We start from the raw sequence: 16,269 nt of genomic DNA, 5'->3' as shown, positions 1-16,269 counted from the left end.
AGCCGCTGCTTGTCGATGAAGCCTGCAACGAATGCGGGCAAGTTTGGGAAAGCCGGTGGTCCGCCGATAAAGAAAACAACCCGCTTTCAAGGGAGAGAACCACTATGATACTTCGTGCAGCCCTGATTGCAGTTTGCGCCTCCGGATTGGTAGTCCTCCCCCAAGATCTTTTTGCTCAATCGGCATCCGAGAACAAGCCACACATCCCGCTTGAGAAATCCATCGGCCAGGCCAAGCCGGAAGTCGTCCCCTCCCTCTTCGTCCTCAATTCGCGCGGCGCAAGCTTGAAAGACGGAAAGCTTGTGCTGACGGGAATTTCACCGAATGCAATCGTGTTTGCGGATCGACCGGTTCGCGCGGCCGGTCACGATCTTACGGCGCGAATTGTCGAGGACTGGGGTAACGGCAGCGACAATTTTGCGAAGGATCCTCCAAACGCAACAGTTTCCGGGTTCAAGAAAGACGGATCATCGGTGGCCGACGCAGTTGTGGTGCTCAAATCGCCCAAGCTTGAAGGCGACAAGCTGACTTTCGATGTCGATGTGCTTGAAGGAGACCTTGCGGGAACTGACGGACCGGCATCGATCTTTATCGACATCATTGGTCGACCGTTTACGCCGATGTCGTTTGCCGGCGTCGCCCGCCGAACGGCCTGGCGCGGTGCTTTCTATCGTGGTGCTGCCGTTGCTGGAGCGGCTGCCGTGGCAGGAGCTGCGGCCTATCCATACTACGCGCCACGGTGCGGATACTATCCTTATCCGCCTTGCTATTGAGCCGCAAATGCTAGCGGCATCGCAGCCGTAGCAGCACAGCGCATCTCCTCCTGGACCACCCTGTCATGAGGAAACCGCCAACGCCTTAGCAGCAAAGGGAGCCCAAGTCTGAAATCGCTATCCTTCATTGCGTTTGTTTGAGGAAAGGAAATACCATGAACATTACCCGTCGATCCCTCGCATTTGGTGGAATGGGACTGCTGGCAGGTGCGGCCGCAACACGATCAGCCTTTGCCCAGGATTCTTTCTTTGGAGTGGGTCAGGGCCTGGAGGATTTCTGGCTCGCGAGCGACGCCTACATATTTGGCTATCCGTTGGTGACGATGGAGATGACCCGCCGGATCATCACCAACGTCGCCGAACCCGTTGGCACGCGAGGGCCGATGGGCCACATCATCAAGCTGCGCCAATATCCCGACGCCTCGTTCAGGGATGTCACGGCGCCGAACGCGGACACTCTCTACACGACTTCCTTTTTCGACGTCGGGAAAGAACCGTGGGTCCTCAGCATCCCCGACATGAAGGGACGCTATTTCCTGATGCCGATGCTGGATGGCTGGACGACGGTGTTCCAGGTCCCAGGCAAGCGCACCACCGGCACCGGCGCACAGACCTACGCAATCACCGGCCCCGGTTGGAAAGGCAAACTGCCGGATGGCGTCAAGGAGTACAAGTCGGCTACCAACATCGTCTGGCTGCTCGGTCGCATTTACTGCACCGGCACGCCGGAGGATTATGCAGCCGTGCACAAGCTGCAGGACGAGTGCAAGCTCGTTCCGCTCAGCTCCTACGGCAAGCCGTACACGCCGCCCGCAGGCAAAGTTGATGCATCGATCGACATGAAGACGGCTGTTCGCGAGCAGGTGAACCGCATGGACGCGGTATCGTACTTCAAGCTGCTGTGCGAACTCATGAAGACTAATCCGCCATACGCGGCGGACGCACCCCAGCTTGCCAAGTTTGCGCGCATCGGCATCGTTCCCGGGCAGGATTTTGATGAAAGCAAGCTCAAGGCGGACTTCCTGAAGCGCGTGCCGGAACTGTCGTTCGACAGGATCATGCTCCAGTTCAAGATCAACAAGGCGATCAAGGACGAGAACGGCTTTGCCTTCACGACCAAAACCGGCATCTACGGTACCGACTATCTGATGCGGGCCCTCGTAACCGCCATCGGCCTCGGCGCCAACCGTCCGCAGGATGCGGTCTACCCGACCTCGCAAAAAGATGCAGAGGGCCACAAGTACAATGGCACACACAAGTATGTCATGCGGTTTCCCAAGGGCCACCTGCCTCCCGTGGAGGGATTTTGGTCACTCACCATGTACGACAGCGGCTACTTCTTTGTGAACAATCCGATCAACCGCTACTCGATCAGCGCGCGGGAAAACCTGAAGGAAAATCCTGACGGCTCAATCGACCTCTACATTCAAAAAGACTCTCCGGGCAAAGACAAGGAATCAAACTGGCTTCCTGCGCCTGCGGGAGATTTCATCCTCATGCTGCGCATGTATTGGCCGCAGGAAACGGACCCGTCGATCATCAACGGCACATGGACGGTTCCCGCCGCCAAGAAGGTCGTTTGAGAATTTGAACTCATGCCGGCCCGAGGGGTGGGTCGGCATGAGCCTAGGCGCCTTGGCGCTTGCGCTGTGCCGCCGCGAACAGCCCGATCAGGCGGGCAGCACGAATCGTTGCACGATAGGCTCAAAACATAGGGAGGGATGTGATGTGCCTTGCTGATCGTCGGACAGAGGGAAGATAGACGAAGTATATCAAAACCCGGAATCCGTCTCCCATTCAGAAATTCAGTCATCGCCATTGCGATGACGTCACTCTCGTCTGCAACGGTCTACGCCGATGAAGGCGGCGTTTCATATTGGCTTCCCGGCCGCTTCGGCAGCCTTGCAGCGACCCCGCAGGTGCCCGGCTGGTCGATGGCAGAGGTTTACTATCACACCAGTGTAAGTGCCTTCGGCAATGCAGCGGCTGCCAGGGAAATCCACGTCGGCAGAATCCCCGCCACGGTGAACGTCGACCTGAACCTTCATCTGAACGCGCACGCCGATCTCGTGCTGCTCAATCCGACCTATACGTTTGCAACGCCAGTGCTGGGTGGACAACTCGCCATCGGCGTGACCGGACTGTTCGGACGGTCGAGCGCAAATCTTGCCGGAACGCTGACGGCGGCCGTCGGCCCGCTGGCGGTAACGCGCACGGGCAGCTTCGGCGATTCGATCACCTCGGTCGGCGACCTCTACCCGCAGCGACACTCAAGTGGAACGCCGGCGTGCACAATTTCATGACCTATGTGACAGGAGATATTCCGACGGGAGCTTACGATTCGAGGCGCCTCGCCAATCTCGGCATCGGTCACGCCGCCATCGACGCCGGCGGCGGCTACACCTACTTCAATCCGCAGGCGGGGCACGAATTTTCTGCGGTTGCCGGGTTCACCTACAATTTCAAGAACAATGATACGCAGTACCAGAACGGTATCGACTTCCACCTGGATTGGGGAGCTTCTCAGTTTCTATCCAAGCAGCTTTTCGACTGGGCCCAGCATCCGAAGATTCACGTCACGCGATGCCAAACGCAAAGATCGCCGCCTATGCCAACCGGCAACTGCAGGTAAACAACGGCGTGCCGATCGGCATCTGGGACGAGGCCGAGCTTGGCGCGATCAGAGAGAGGATCGGGATCAAGTCATAAGACCGGTGATGCGCATTGCGCGACGGAATCCCAGCAAGAAGACGTCAAGTGAGCGTGAGACGTGAGGCATTTCACAGTTGAGAATCGCGAGTTGATCTAAGGCCGTCCCAAACCCGGATTCGGGAGACGAGCCATGCCATTATTCAATAGCCAGATCGATTGGCGGGGAATGGGCACCATCGTGGTGGTCGGGCTTTTCACCCTGTTCGCCCTTACGTTCGCCGTTGTTAGTTACGTGGAATCGTCATCGAATGCCGACGTGGTCGAGCTGATGAGTGCGACCGAGTCGTCGGCTTCTGATCCGAACCATTCCAACGAATCTGCAGCTCAGATTCAGTCCCTAGAGGACCGAAAGAGCTGCTCCCTCGGCAAGAAATCGCTACCAACTCAACTACTGCCCTTGCCGTAATCTACACTGCAGACCAGTTCGATCTCGCGCGCTTACGACGCTCGTCGTGCGCGACGGGACGATCTCATCCGCGGCCGATAAGCTCGACCGGAGTACGGTAGAGCTCGTTACTATCTCCGTCGGTGACACGCACAGCACATCCCGTCGAACACAGTTCAGGACGAACGATGCAAAGCTCGCTCGCGAGGCTTTCAGCCTTATCGATCGCGTTTTCTGTGTTTTCGAGATACATGCCGCCCTGGTTTTTGAACTCCGCGCCGATGACGAGATCAAAATTGAAGTATGGCATTGGTGCCCCCTGCCAAATTCCAGCCGCATGGAATCTAACCTGAGTCTGGTGGGTTCCATCATTTCAATTCTACTTTTGACATCTGATTGTGCTCGTCTGTTGCGCTTCGGTACCGCGACCGCACCATCGCGTGCACACCACTCGACGCGACACCTGCTGGCCGAGCCCCAAGTGGTCGGACCATCGCAATAGTGATTTGCGCGCGATTGAATGAAAGAGCGGCCTTTTGAGTCCGGACGACCAGTGTTGCGGCGGAGACACGTCGGGTTGGTAAATTGCGGCCGCTCACGCCACGTTTATTGCAGTTCCGAGCGCGCGGGCGCTACGGTCGCCCGGCGAAGCACTTCGCAGCCCTTCGAGGAGCGCAATGAAGCCATATCGCGGCGATATCGAATCTGTCGGCTGGTCATCCTTTCTCTGCCTGGCATCGTTGCGTCGACTGCACGCGATAGCTATCGCGGCCTTGCTGCTCCTGGCGATCGGCGCCAGCCCCACACAGGCAAGGAGTTCCGCGTCGGCAGCCTCGACTGCTCATGTTTACCTGCTCCGCGGCGTGCTCAATATCTTTTCTCTGGGGCTCGATGACATTGCGGTAAAGCTGCGAGCGCAAGGCATCCCGGTCACCGTCGCGAACTTTGCCTCCTGGTCGTCGCTCGCCGACGAAGCCGCCGCCGGATACAAGAGTGGCCGAATCAAGACGATCATTCTGGTCGGGCATTCCTCGGGCGCGACCGCGCTTCCCGACATGGTCGCCAAGCTGGATCAGCTTGGCGCTCCCGTTAAGCTCGCCATCGGCCTGGATTCGGTCTTCCGCACCAGCCTCTCGGGACGCGTGGGACGCTATATAAACTTCTACATCGCCAACGGCGCCGGCACGCCGGTTCAGAAAACCGGACAATTCCAGGGTAAGCTCGAGAATGTGAACGTGCAGAACGTGCCAGGCGTCGGGCACATGTCCATCGAAAAGAACCTGATCATGCAGCAGAAGGTGATAAGCGAGATCGACGCTGTCGTCTTCGGCCGATCCGTACCAGCTTCGGGGGCGCAGAGGCCGCGGCAGCCGGAAGCGGCAAGCACGGCGAGGTCCGGCACGGCAAGCGCCGCGGCGGTACGTTAGTACTTCGAACGCCGTCGCCGAAGCGACGAGCGCCGCAAATTCTGCCAATTCCTCGACGATAGATCACCCGCTAGAAGCGCCGGGTGGCGTGGCCCGCCGGCCTTCAAGGTCCGGCACCTCTACGCCTAAATCGCGAGCGGAATGTACATGAAAAGTCCGACGCTGGTTGCAGCCGTGGTGATCCGTGCAGCCCTTTCCGTCTGCATCTTGTCGGCCGTTTGCAATCTGGCGGTCGCCGATCCGGTCGCACGCACGACCAATGCTGTCGCAACCGCCGCGCCCGACACGCCGCCAGCCGCGGCCCAGCCGCAGGCGCGCGTGTACCTGTTCCGCGGCGCGCTCGGCCCGATCTTTTCGCGCGGGATGGACCGCCTGACCGATCGTCTCCAGGAAGCCGGTATCCGGGCTGACGTCTACGAATTCACGATTTGCCGGCTGATTGCGGATCAGGCGATCCGCGATTTCCGGAACGATCCTGCTCCGATCGTCCTGATCGGTCATTCGATGGGCGGACTATGCGCCTTGACGTTCGCCGGCATACTGAAGTCCGAAAACATGCAGGTAAGCCTGGTGGTCACCATTGATCCGGCTCAGGCAAGCCCAAAGGTGCCGCTGAATGTCGAGCGTTACATCAATATTTTCCTGTCCGACAGCATACTGGGCGGCGGCGATGTGGTGGCGGAGCAGGGTTACCAGGGGCACTACGCGAGCTTCGATTTGAAGCAGCACGGGGAAGTCACCCACATCAACATCGACAAGATGGATTCCATCCACGAGCAAGTGGTGACAGCAATTGCGCAACTTGCGGCGACGCCGGCCAAGGGAGAGGCGGTGCCGCTGCGCTACGTCGTTCCTCCCGATGCCCCGCTGGAGCTGTGGGACAGCGGCACGCAGCAACTCGCCCGTTCGGGCGATACCTTGCAAAGGCTTGCGGCACTGAACCAGGTACCGCTGTGGTCCCTTACCCAGGCCAATCAGTATTCTGACAGTGCACCACTGTCAGTCGGCCAACGCGTCCTGGTTCCGCGCCGTCTTGCTCCACCTGTCGCGACATCAGCGGTCTCGCGACGGAAACGGTAGGTGTAGAGCGACGTCAGGTGCGCGGCAGGAACGGAATCAGCATCGGAACGCGACGGCAATACGATCCATAGGCATCCGCACCGAGTTCCGCCGTGAGGAAGCCCTCCTCCATGCGGGCCTTCAATCCCATCCCGAGCGAAATCAGCGCCGCACCCAGCATCGCGGTCACCGTTCCGACCGCTATACCCGTCACCAGCATCCCGGCGATAAGCCCGGTATAGATCGGGTGGCGCACCAGCCCGTAGGGGCCGGTGTCGATGACCTGATGGCCCTCCTTGTGCGTGATCGCGTTCGACCAGAATCGTCCGAGATGAATTCTCCCCCACCATGTGAATGAGATTCCCGCGAGGACAAGGCACGCGAGCACGTAGATGCCAAGGCTGCCAAACTGCCAGAGCGGCTTTTCGCCCAGGACCTTGCCAGTCAATGGCAAGAAAAGGATGGCCCCTACGAGAATGGGGGAGCGGTATTTGAGCGACTCCCAGGTCATCACGTGTTTCTTCGTTTGACCGGACCAGAACGACGCCAAAACCCAACTCATGACCCACAAAATCCAGATGATGGCGAGCAACTGTGTGGGCCAGGTAGTGGTCCAGCCACTCAAGGCGAAAGCCAACCATTGACCAGGATCGTTCAGCATGTCGCGGACCACCTTAAGCGATTGGATCTACTGCCGAACACGCGCTCGACGTGAAACGAGTGCTCGGCATTGAGTCCCATTCAGGTTGGTTGTGGCCGGCATCAAGCAGATGCGCAATGGTTTCACGCAATACGGGTTCGACGGGACCCGGCGCATAGCCGAGCTCTCGCTGCGCTTTTTCGATCGACAACGCCCCCGCCCGCAAAGCGATACGAACGCCTTCGGCCGTACCGGACGGAGGCCGGCGCGTCACGTGATCGGCGATGAACTCCAGCGTTGCAGTGACCATTTCGGCGACCTTGCCGTTCACTTGAATGCACCGGAAGCGACGGCCGCTGATATCGGACATGAGTTCGAGAACCCGTCTTAGCGGCATGCTTTCGCCACCGAGAACGTAGCGATGTCCGGCCTGTCCGCGCTCCATGGCAAAGATCAGCCCTTCGGCGGCGTCGCGCACATCGACGAGGTTCACTACAAAATCAAGGTGCAACTGAAGACGTCGCTTGAGAAAATAGCGGAGCATCGCCGTCGGCGGGGTAACGTTATGGTCATAAGGCCCGACGGGCATGGTGGGACAGCCGATAACCACCGGGTATCCGGATGCGGCCGCCTGCATGGCGAACCGGTCGGCGAGCATTTTCGATCGCGTATATGGACCCGGCATGTCGTCCGGCAGGAGCGCATCGTCAGCGACAGGAACCATCGATGGCGAGGCACGGAACAGAATGGATTCCGTCGAGCAGTGCAGGAAGCGCTTTATGCCGCGCTTGCGCGCCGTCTCAATGACGATCTCGGTGCCGCCGAAGTTGACGGCGTGAAAATCGGCTTTCCGCGGCAGCCACATCCCGGGCAAGCCGGCCAGGTGGTAGACCTCGTCGACCCCGTCCATCGCGCGGTCAACCAGGTCCCGATCAAGCACCGATCCCCTGACATACTGAACCTGCGGCAACGCGCCAGGGGGTGGCTGAAGATCGAGCACCCTCACCTGCCGACCTCGCGCTATCAGCGCCGCGACCAGGTGCTTTCCGATGAATCCGCTGCCGCCTGTGACCAGTATGCGCGTCATGCTACGGGGCACTCAAGCTGAACTATTTGAGATCAAGATGCGGCGCCTTGCGGATGCACTTGGATGATGGTGGCGAGATCGCGCCGAAAGCCCAGCGCGATAAACAGTTTTGCCATGACAAACATCGGGCCCAGCAACAGATGAGTCGGATTGTCGACCAGCGCCGGCTGCCGCCGCTCGAACACGCGGTGCCCAATAATCTGCGATGCGACGCCAACGACAATCAAGATGGCCGTAAGTGACCACATGCCGGCAATCGTCACATGATCAACGATCGTGGCAGCGGCCGAGAGCAACACAACCGCGGCTCCGAGGATTCCGGCACCAAGCGCGAAATCGAGCAGAAACCAGTAGACGAGCACCGGTATGACAGCAATGGTTGCCGCGCTGGTTTGGAACCCGAATACGGTGATGGACCACAGGCTGAGCGGAAGGATAGCGGCCAGGAACAGGAACACGATGCCGAACACATGCATTGCGCAGTTCCAGGGGTCACGATGATACTCGACGTAATCTGCAAGCTGCCGCCGAAAATACGAACTCATGCGGTGCTTATCCCCCTGCTATCGGCAGACGCGGCCAGACGGGTCGACCAAAATCCCGATCGCACCTGGCTTCGATGCCCCAACTTCCATCAGAGACAGAATGGTAGTTAAACTAGGAAATCATCATCAAGTCAAAACGCGGACTCGGCACGTTTGACACTCCCTTGAGCCCGGTGCCAACGTTGACAAATCATGCAGTAATTCAGGCGATTAGCGTCGTACAGGGTCTCGGGAACCGCCACGAATTGCGATAGTTTTCCCGCGGGTGTTGCCGTTCAGCCAACCAGTCACGATCGTTTCGTGAGCCCCTTTACCCCGTGAATCAGTGCAATCGCGCGCCTACTCTGGCGACATCTGCGTCTGCCGCCAGGCGGCCGGTGGCGTCCCTACGGTTCTGCGAAACGCACGATTGAAGGCGGCTTCGGAATCGTAGCCAACCGCCTCCGCCACGCGGGCGATCGGATCGCTTCCAGAAGCCAGCAGACCGGCAGCGAGTTGCATGCGCCAGCGCGTCAGATACTGCATCGGCGGTTGCCCGATCAGGAGGGTGAACCGCTGCGCGAACGTCGATCGCGACAGCCCCACGGCCTTCGCGAGATCATCCAATGTCCAATCCGCCGCTGGCTCGCCATGCAGGAGATTCAGCGCTTGACCGACGTGTCGATCAGCCAGGCCGGCAAACCAGCCGGTCTGTTCGGGGCCAAGCGATTCGATGTGGCATCTGATTGCCTCGACGAAGAGCAGTTCGCCCAGTCGGGCCAGCACGCCCTCCCCGCCGGTCCGGCGCCCCTCCGATTCAACCCGTGCGGCATTGATCAGGTAACCAAGTCCCGAATTCTTCCGATATGAACTTCCCTGCAGATGCAGGACCGGAGGCAGCGCCTCAACCAGCGGATTGAAGGGACGCGTGTCGCAGCCGAGAAATCCGCACAGGATGCGCGCATCGGCGGGTCCGTTGTCACCGAGGCGCATCATGAGCGGAAGCTGACCTGCTCTCGCTTGACCATAGACGCTCAGATCAGGAATCGACCGCATGCCCGGAGCGCTGGAAAGCACATGTGCTGCACCTTGCGGAAATGCGATGATATCGCCGGCCTCGAGCCGCACGGATGGCGCATCGATCAATCCGCCCCAGCAGCGACCATCGACCACCACGTGATACTCGATGACGTGCTGTGCCCCCGGCAAGACGGCTGAAGCGCAGGCGGCCGATGCCGGCGCCTCGGCCACCCACGGTGCGCGGACGTCAAGATGGAAGAACATCGCGCTACTGAGTCGTACGGCGCGCAACACATCGGACAGCGCATCCGCCCCCATAGTCGCAGCTCCAATCGGACGTTCGGTCACGCGTCTTGGACGAACGGCAAAATAGGAAGGATTCAGACGCTCAGTCAAGCCATCCGGCAGTCTGGTCATTTGCCGCACCCCCGCGAGGACCTATGTCCCATCGCGCCAAAGGAGGCAGCCATGAACATTTTGGTCAGAGAATTAAACGAGCAGAAGCTGGACGTATTTGTTACGCGGATATTGGGCGACCTCGGCGCCGCCATGATTGCACCGCTGGTGCGCATTGGTGACGAACTCGGACTGTACAGCGCGCTCGCCGCGTCGGGACCGGTGACGCCGGAAGAACTGGCGCGCCAGACCAGAACGGTCGAGCGCCTTGTGCGCGAATGGCTCAGCGCCCACGCCGCCGCCGGCTATCTGGACTATGACGCTACGACCAAGCGCTTCTCCATGAATCCCGAGCAGGCCATGGTGTTCGGCAATCCTGACAGCCCGGTCTACATGCTGGGCTCGTTCGAGGTTTGCCAGGCCGTGATGGTTGACCAGCCCAAGGTGAGCAAGGCTTTCCGCAACGGCGGCGGCTCCGGCTATCACGAGCGGTGCAATTGCCTGTTCAGCGGAATGTCACGCTTCTTCGGCGTGAGCTACAAGGCCCATCTGGTGCAGGAATGGCTTCCCGCATTGGACGGCGTGGTCGAAAAACTCGGCCGCGGTGCGCGGGTCGCGGATATCGGTTGCGGCCATGGCATCTCGACCATCCTGATGGCGAAAGCATTCGAACGGTCCAGATTTTTCGGAATCGACAACCACGAAGATTCAATCGCCTGCGCCCGCGACGCCGCGAAACGCGACGGCGTCGCAGCCAGGACGGAATTTGATGTCGCCACGGCCAAGAATTTTGTCGGCGGCAATTTCGACCTGATCTGTTGTTTCGACGCGCTGCACGACCTTGGTGATCCCGTCGGCGCGGCGAGCCGCATTCTCCAGGCTCTCGCCCCTGATGGCACGTTCATGGCCGTGGAGCCGCTTGCAGGAGACCGGCTGGAGGACAATATCAATCCGGTCGGCCGCCTCTATTATGCCGGCTCCACCATGATCTGCACGCCGGTCTCCCTGGCGCAGGAGGTCGGGCTCGCGCTCGGTGGGCAGGCAGGACCAAAGCGGTTGGAAGCGGTTCTGCGCGAAGCCGGGTTTAGCCGTGTCCGGATCGCAGCCGAGACACCTTTCAACATCGTGCTCGAAGCGCGGCGATAAGACTGACCGCGTGTCGCTTCTTAGGCCACCGGGAGCACTGCTCTCCGGTGGCAAAGGTGCCTAATCATGACGCAGACGTTACAAGCAAAACAAGGCAATCGAGGACTTGGCCAGGGAGAACTTGGCCAGGGAGGACTTGGCCAGGCCGGCTGGATCCTCGATCATTGGATCGCCTCCTTCCTCGCGGCGGTAGAGCGCGCCATTCGTCGTCGGCGCACGAAGCATCGGGCCAGGACGCAGCCCGCGATATCTACTGCATCCAGCGTTAGGTCGCCGCCCGAGGCCCGATTACGACAAGCTGCCGTTCGGAATCAGGAATGATCCTGGTTCCGAACTGCTGACATCTCCCGTCCAGTGTCCGCTGGATCCATTCGATGTCCTGCCGCGCTGGAATGGAGAGACGAAAGTTCTTGATCTGCAGGGGAACCAGTTTGAGCGCGTGGAGGTTTCCGCTGGTCGGATCCAGGTCGGCGAAATACATCAAGACGAGGTCGTCACGGTAGCGCTCGTAACCACTGATGCCTTCATAGTCGTTCAGGAAATCACCGCAGCCATAGAGAATGAGGCGGTCTCGATAAATTTCGATCGCGCGCGGATGATGAGAAGAATGCCCGTGAACGATCGAAACGCCTGCCTTGTCGATGAGGGCCCGGGCCAGAATTCTCTGCTCGTGGGGAATGTGATATCCCCAATTGGATCCCCAATGGATTGAAACGACGACGAGATCGCCCGGCCTCCTGAGCGCTATGACCTGGTCGGCGACATCAGATGCACTCGCCTCGGAGAGATCAGGCAGCAAGTTGACGCCTGGAGCGTCTGACGTCGCGGCCCATTCGAGCGGGATGCCGCTCGATGTCGATCCAAACGAAAAGATCAAGAGCCGCGCTTTGCCAAGGTTCAGCACCGCGGGCGCGCGCGCTTCATGATCGTTGCGTCCCGCGCCCGTTGCCTTGACGTTGAGTTTCTGCAGAGTAGTCAGCGTCGCCAGCAAACCGGCGCGGCCCCAATCGAGCACATGATTGTTGGCCAATACGCAGCAATTGATCTCGGCCGCCACGAGACATTCTGCATTCTCGGGGCTCATGCGGTAGTTGATGCCCTTGTTCATGCGGTCGTTGCTGCGGGTCACTGCCGTTTCGAGATTGATGATCCGCGCATCCGGCTGCATGCGCTCCAACTGACCTAGCGCAGCGCCCCAAACATAGGACGGCCCGTTTTGCCGCGGAATGGGTCCGTTGGCCTGCTCGGCGAGCAGCACGTACCCCTCCGCCGATCGCACGTAATGTTCGTAAATCTCGGGGCTACAGGGGTGCGCCAGCACCTGGTCGATGCCGCGGCCACACATGACATCTCCGCACAGAAAGAGCCGTACCAATTTCCGATGCCCAGCCGGCAAATGTCTTTCCTCGAGCATGAAAATACCGCTCAGGTTCTTGCGTCAGATGGGCCCCCTGAACGCTGTCATCACCTCGGCCAGCATGCGCTCCTCCTCTCCCGCATAGCGCGGAGAGAAGTGAAACGGCTCGACACGGCGCACATTGGCTTCCCGCGCCATTTCTCCGGCAGCCGTCGTTGTAAGATGGGCCCGCTCGCTCGCCAACGCAGCATCCGTCCTCGCGAATGCCGCCTCGATGAAGAGGATGTCCGCATTTTGAACGAGCGCCACGATGGCGGCGCGATTGGCTGGCGTGTCGGCAACATCGGTAACATAGGCAATTTTCTGGCCGGCAGTGACCGTCAGGAGGTCACGCAGGTTGCCGAGCGGCTCCAGGCGACTGTCCGAAGCTGCCGCCCCGTCGATCCGTATCAAATGATCGTCCGGCCGGCCTTCCACAACCGCCTGCTTGAGCCACTGCAACCACGGACCGACCGGAAGCCCGCGCTCGGATAGTCGATTCTTCCAAATGTTGACATGGGCCGCTTCCTGCAAGGCAAAGCCCAGGCAGGGTGTGCCATGCTCGAGGATGGCGGCTGAAACCCGGCAGGTCCGTTCGTCAGACAAGACGCCGTCAAGAATTGTCTTCGACACCGGCGGTTCCGCGGCAAAGGCCTTCTTCAGCCGGAACTTCCTGGTCGAGATGGCGTTCGGCGTCTGAAGTTCGCTGACAACGAAGACCAGATCGGCGTCGTAGCTTTCGACCAGATTCCATTGATAGGCCTGAAGCTTGTGAAAGACGCGCTCGGCAAAGCCGGCCGGGCCGTAAAGATGTACAGTTTTCTCCAGTCCTACGAGCAAACGGAGCAGATGATCGAAGCCCACGAAATGATCGATATGTGCATGCGAAACGAAGATCTGATCGACGCGTCGTATCTTCCGCGGTGACAGTGAAGCGATTTCCCCGAGATCGAACAGCACGCTGTGCGTCTTGAACAGCGTCTCCACATAGACCGTCGGGTCGCCGTAGCGACCGTTGACCAGGCTCGGATGGAAGATCGGTCGCATGACAAAACTATGCAGCAGGTTTTTCACGCGGCTTGCGCGCCACTCTACCTTCACCGCCCAAGGAACCCTCCTTGTTTACCAGGTTGATTTTGGTCAATGCTCCATGAACTTAAGCAGACTTTTGCACTCCGCATCGGCTAGGTCGAACGACGGCGCTGCAATCTCATCACACTCGTTCAACGACGCGGCTGGGACGACTACTAAGGACGGTGACGAGTGAAAATGGCCCCTTTCAAGGGGCCATTTTTCGTCGATGCAAGTAGAGTGCCCGCCCTAATTCGTGATCTTGTACCCCGTCTCCTTCACGATCGGCTGCCAGAAGGCGTTATTGGCGGCGAGCTCCTTCGTCAGGCCTTCAGGCGTCGAGCCGACCGGGATCAGACCGATCGCTGCGAGCTTTTCCTTGACCTCCGGCTTGGCGAGCGCGGTGGCGACTGCCTCGCTCAGCTTTTTCGCAAGATCCGGCGAGGCGCCTGCCGGCAGCCACATGCCGTACCAGGCGTCCGCCACCAGATCGACGCCGCTCTCTTTTAACGTCGGCGCGTCGGGCAGGAACGGCGAGCGCTGCGCGCTGCCGACCGCGAGAATCCGGACGTTGCCCGCGCGATGCTGCGGGATGGCATCGGTCAACGTGGAAATCGCGAACGGCATGTGGCCGCCGACGAGGTCGTTGATGATCGGTGCGCTGCCGCGATAAGCCACGCGGGTCAGCTTGACGCCCAGCGCCTGCTCGAGCCGCGAGCCGGCAAAATGCGGAATGGTACCGTTGCTCGGCACGCCGAACGTGGCCTGATCCGGATTAGCTTTCAACCAGGCGACGAATTGCTTGAAATCCTTGACCTCGGCCGGGACGGCTTTGCCGACGAAGACGCAGAATTCGAACCGCACGAGCTGGCTGACCGGGACGAAATCCTTTATTGCGTCAAAACTCGGCGTGGTCTCGACCATCGGCAGCAGATACATCGTCGGCCCCGTGGTGACGAGGATGGTGGTGCCGTCGGGATTAGCCCCCTTCACCGCCTTAATGCCGATCAGCCCGTCGCCGCCGGTGCGGTTCTCGACGATGATGTTGCGATCGAGCAATGGACTGATGTGCTGCGCCAGCAGCCGGCAAAGTGCATCACCGCCGCCGCCGGCGGCAAAGGGAAAGATGATTTTGGTCAGCGGCCCGGCCTGCGCGAATGCCTTGCCCGTTATCGCCGCCAGCGAACACGCGGCGCTTCCGGCCAGAAAATCTCGGCGCTTCATTCTATTTCCTCCAAACACTTTATAATTGTTCACCGAACCTACGCTGAGACGGTACCGCGTCAGGTCAGCACCGTCTCGACCACCGTCATAATTCCGATCGCGATCGTGGCCAGCCCCACCGCGCCCTGCAGGCCGCGATTGGCCCAGGTCAGCCAGCGCGCGGAGACCGCAAGCGGCACCGCGATCGCCGTCGACAGCGCGCCCATGCCGATCATCGAGCCGACGCCGAACAATGCGATATAGCCGAGCCCGACGGCAGGGCTGGAGGCCTGCGTGACCGCGAGCACTAGAAGTGCGGCCGAGCCCGCCATGCCGTGCATCAGGCCGACCAGCAGGGTCCGCCAGCGGAAACCATGTTCGTGAATGTGAGCGGCGCGGGCGTGCGGCGTGGTTTCGCCGGCATGGCTATGGGCATGGAAATGCACCGTGCCGTCGCCATGACCGTGCTGATGAAAATGCACCCGGTCGCGCCACAGCCGCCACAGCACATGCGCCCCGAGGCCGACCAGCATCAGGCCGACGGCGGTCTCGAGCGGCCGGGCAACGCCGTCCGGGATCGCGCGGCCAAGCAGAATGGCGGCGCCTGCAAAGGCGAACAAGGTAAGCGTATGGCCGAGCCCCCAGGTCAGCCCGTGCTTGACGATATCGGCGACATGGCTGCGGCGCGCGGCGATGCTGGAGACGGCGGCGATATGATCGGCTTCGAGGGCATGCTGCATGCCCAGCAAAAACCCCAGCCCCAGAATTCCGAACATACGCCCCCTGCTCGCTGCATCAGTTGAAGTTCGCCTCAAAGATGAACTTCTGACTTTGAATTTGACGCGTTTTCTTCACGCGAACCGGGTGCCCCACTTCGCGTGAAAACGCTATGAAATACCAGTTGGAAGCCTTTGTCAGGTCAAGACTTCATCGACCAGGCTGTCATCGACGCCCAGGAGCGGCGGTCGGCCTGTTCGTTGTATAACGCGGTACGCACTATCGAGCCATCGGCAGCGGGATTGGTGAAACCGTGCAGCGTGTTGCCGTAGGCGATGACCCCTGCCAGTCCTTCACCCCGCCCGCCTATGCCCGCCGCAACGGCTTTGTCTGTATCCCCGGCACCTGGTTCCGCGGCAAGGACGGCTGCAGGTATCTCTGCCAGCGAGCAAGCGGAACTGAGCGCGAAAGGGCGGCCGGAAGGGCCGCCTTTTTCATATTCCGGGTGCGCGAGAGCGGTGTTGAGGTTCTAGCCCTTTGCGGACAAGTCTGCTATTCGAGCCGCCGAAGAGCGGCCCTGCGCGGCGGGTATTTTCGCCGCGCACCGATCGCTTCGATTCGCCGGTTTAGCTCAGCGGTAGAGCAGCGGTTTTGTAAACCGAAGGTCGGGAGTTCAATCCTCTCAACCGGCACCACTTAAGAGCGTCAGGCGG

General features: G+C 60.2%; 15 protein-coding genes, 1 tRNA gene and 1 pseudogene. 8 read left to right on the top strand and 9 right to left on the bottom strand.

The features are described 5' to 3' along the window. Nucleotides 1-104: 104 nt before the first annotated feature. The 4 genes and pseudogenes from LMTR3_RS27400 (at nucleotide 105) to LMTR3_RS27385 (ending at nucleotide 3,891) form a co-directional block, all read left to right on the top strand. On the top strand, nucleotides 105-773 hold the full coding sequence (locus LMTR3_RS27400; RefSeq protein WP_245320024.1) for a hypothetical protein: 669 nt from the start codon (nucleotides 105-107) through the stop codon (nucleotides 771-773). A gap of 155 nt (nucleotides 774-928) precedes the next feature. Continuing rightward, entirely contained in the window at nucleotides 929-2,356 is a 1,428-nt protein-coding gene (locus LMTR3_RS27395) for a DUF1254 domain-containing protein (RefSeq protein ID WP_065748087.1), read from the top strand. Between the two features lie 240 nt (nucleotides 2,357-2,596). Further along, a pseudogene (locus LMTR3_RS27390) lies at nucleotides 2,597-3,321 on the top strand (SphA family protein); the annotation flags it as partial. Between the two features lie 294 nt (nucleotides 3,322-3,615). Next, entirely contained in the window at nucleotides 3,616-3,891 is a 276-nt protein-coding gene (locus tag LMTR3_RS27385; protein WP_065748086.1) for a hypothetical protein, read from the top strand. A gap of 64 nt (nucleotides 3,892-3,955) precedes the next feature. On the opposite strand, the gene LMTR3_RS27380 is transcribed toward LMTR3_RS27385, so the two are convergent. After that, nucleotides 3,956-4,180: a hypothetical protein gene (locus LMTR3_RS27380; protein WP_065748085.1), complete on the bottom strand. Its 225-nt coding sequence runs from the start codon at nucleotides 4,178-4,180 to the stop codon at nucleotides 3,956-3,958. Nucleotides 4,181-4,547: 367 nt separating this feature from the next. Between LMTR3_RS27380 and LMTR3_RS27375 the strand changes: the two genes are divergently transcribed. Together LMTR3_RS27375 and LMTR3_RS27370 are read left to right on the top strand one after the other, a co-directional pair. Further along, nucleotides 4,548-5,297, top strand: a complete 750-nt coding sequence (locus tag LMTR3_RS27375; protein WP_141686829.1) for a hypothetical protein — start codon at nucleotides 4,548-4,550, stop codon at nucleotides 5,295-5,297. A 147-nt stretch (nucleotides 5,298-5,444) separates the two neighbouring features. After that, complete coding sequence (locus LMTR3_RS27370) at nucleotides 5,445-6,377, top strand: alpha/beta fold hydrolase (protein ID WP_065748084.1); 933 nt, start codon at nucleotides 5,445-5,447, stop codon at nucleotides 6,375-6,377. Nucleotides 6,378-6,390: 13 nt separating this feature from the next. Here LMTR3_RS27370 and LMTR3_RS27365 read toward each other — a convergent pair whose 3' ends face one another. From LMTR3_RS27365 to LMTR3_RS27350, 4 genes are all read right to left on the bottom strand, one after another. Next, nucleotides 6,391-7,017 (bottom strand): methyltransferase family protein, encoded by a 627-nt coding sequence (locus tag LMTR3_RS27365; RefSeq protein WP_065748252.1) that lies wholly within the window; start codon nucleotides 7,015-7,017, stop codon nucleotides 6,391-6,393. 13 nt (nucleotides 7,018-7,030) lie between these two features. Continuing rightward, nucleotides 7,031-8,083: an NAD-dependent epimerase/dehydratase family protein gene (locus LMTR3_RS27360; RefSeq protein WP_065748083.1), complete on the bottom strand. Its 1,053-nt coding sequence runs from the start codon at nucleotides 8,081-8,083 to the stop codon at nucleotides 7,031-7,033. Between the two features lie 32 nt (nucleotides 8,084-8,115). After that, nucleotides 8,116-8,628 carry an Mpo1 family 2-hydroxy fatty acid dioxygenase gene (locus LMTR3_RS27355; RefSeq protein WP_065748082.1) on the bottom strand — a complete coding sequence of 171 codons (513 nt, stop codon included), beginning with the start codon at nucleotides 8,626-8,628 and terminating at the stop codon, nucleotides 8,116-8,118. 339 nt (nucleotides 8,629-8,967) lie between these two features. After that, nucleotides 8,968-9,945, bottom strand: coding sequence for an AraC family transcriptional regulator (locus tag LMTR3_RS27350; RefSeq protein WP_065748081.1), 978 nt, complete (start codon nucleotides 9,943-9,945; stop codon nucleotides 8,968-8,970). A gap of 150 nt (nucleotides 9,946-10,095) precedes the next feature. On the opposite strand from LMTR3_RS27350, the gene LMTR3_RS27345 reads away from it, so the two are divergent. After that, a complete protein-coding gene (locus tag LMTR3_RS27345) occupies nucleotides 10,096-11,169 on the top strand; it encodes a class I SAM-dependent methyltransferase (protein ID WP_065748080.1) in 1,074 nt (357 codons plus the stop codon). Nucleotides 11,170-11,434: 265 nt separating this feature from the next. Here LMTR3_RS27345 and LMTR3_RS27340 read toward each other — a convergent pair whose 3' ends face one another. The 4 genes from LMTR3_RS27340 to LMTR3_RS27325 form a co-directional block, all read right to left on the bottom strand. After that, the gene (locus tag LMTR3_RS27340; protein ID WP_065748079.1) at nucleotides 11,435-12,583 is read right to left on the bottom strand and encodes a CapA family protein; all 1,149 of its coding nucleotides are present in this window, start codon (nucleotides 12,581-12,583) and stop codon (nucleotides 11,435-11,437) included. A 24-nt stretch (nucleotides 12,584-12,607) separates the two neighbouring features. Then, a complete protein-coding gene (locus LMTR3_RS27335) occupies nucleotides 12,608-13,612 on the bottom strand; it encodes a ribonuclease Z (RefSeq protein ID WP_065748251.1) in 1,005 nt (334 codons plus the stop codon). Nucleotides 13,613-13,885: 273 nt separating this feature from the next. Continuing rightward, nucleotides 13,886-14,860: a Bug family tripartite tricarboxylate transporter substrate binding protein gene (locus tag LMTR3_RS27330; RefSeq protein WP_065748078.1), complete on the bottom strand. Its 975-nt coding sequence runs from the start codon at nucleotides 14,858-14,860 to the stop codon at nucleotides 13,886-13,888. A 59-nt stretch (nucleotides 14,861-14,919) separates the two neighbouring features. Next, nucleotides 14,920-15,615, bottom strand: coding sequence for a sulfite exporter TauE/SafE family protein (locus tag LMTR3_RS27325; RefSeq protein WP_065748077.1), 696 nt, complete (start codon nucleotides 15,613-15,615; stop codon nucleotides 14,920-14,922). 561 nt (nucleotides 15,616-16,176) lie between these two features. On the opposite strand from LMTR3_RS27325, the gene LMTR3_RS27320 reads away from it, so the two are divergent. Further along, nucleotides 16,177-16,251, top strand: a tRNA-Thr gene (locus LMTR3_RS27320). Nucleotides 16,252-16,269 lie beyond the last annotated feature (18 nt).

The sequence above is a fragment of the Bradyrhizobium sp. LMTR 3 genome, from assembly GCF_001693485.1.
Classification (GTDB): domain Bacteria; phylum Pseudomonadota; class Alphaproteobacteria; order Rhizobiales; family Xanthobacteraceae; genus Bradyrhizobium.
This window is presented reverse-complemented; position numbering and strand designations above follow the sequence as displayed.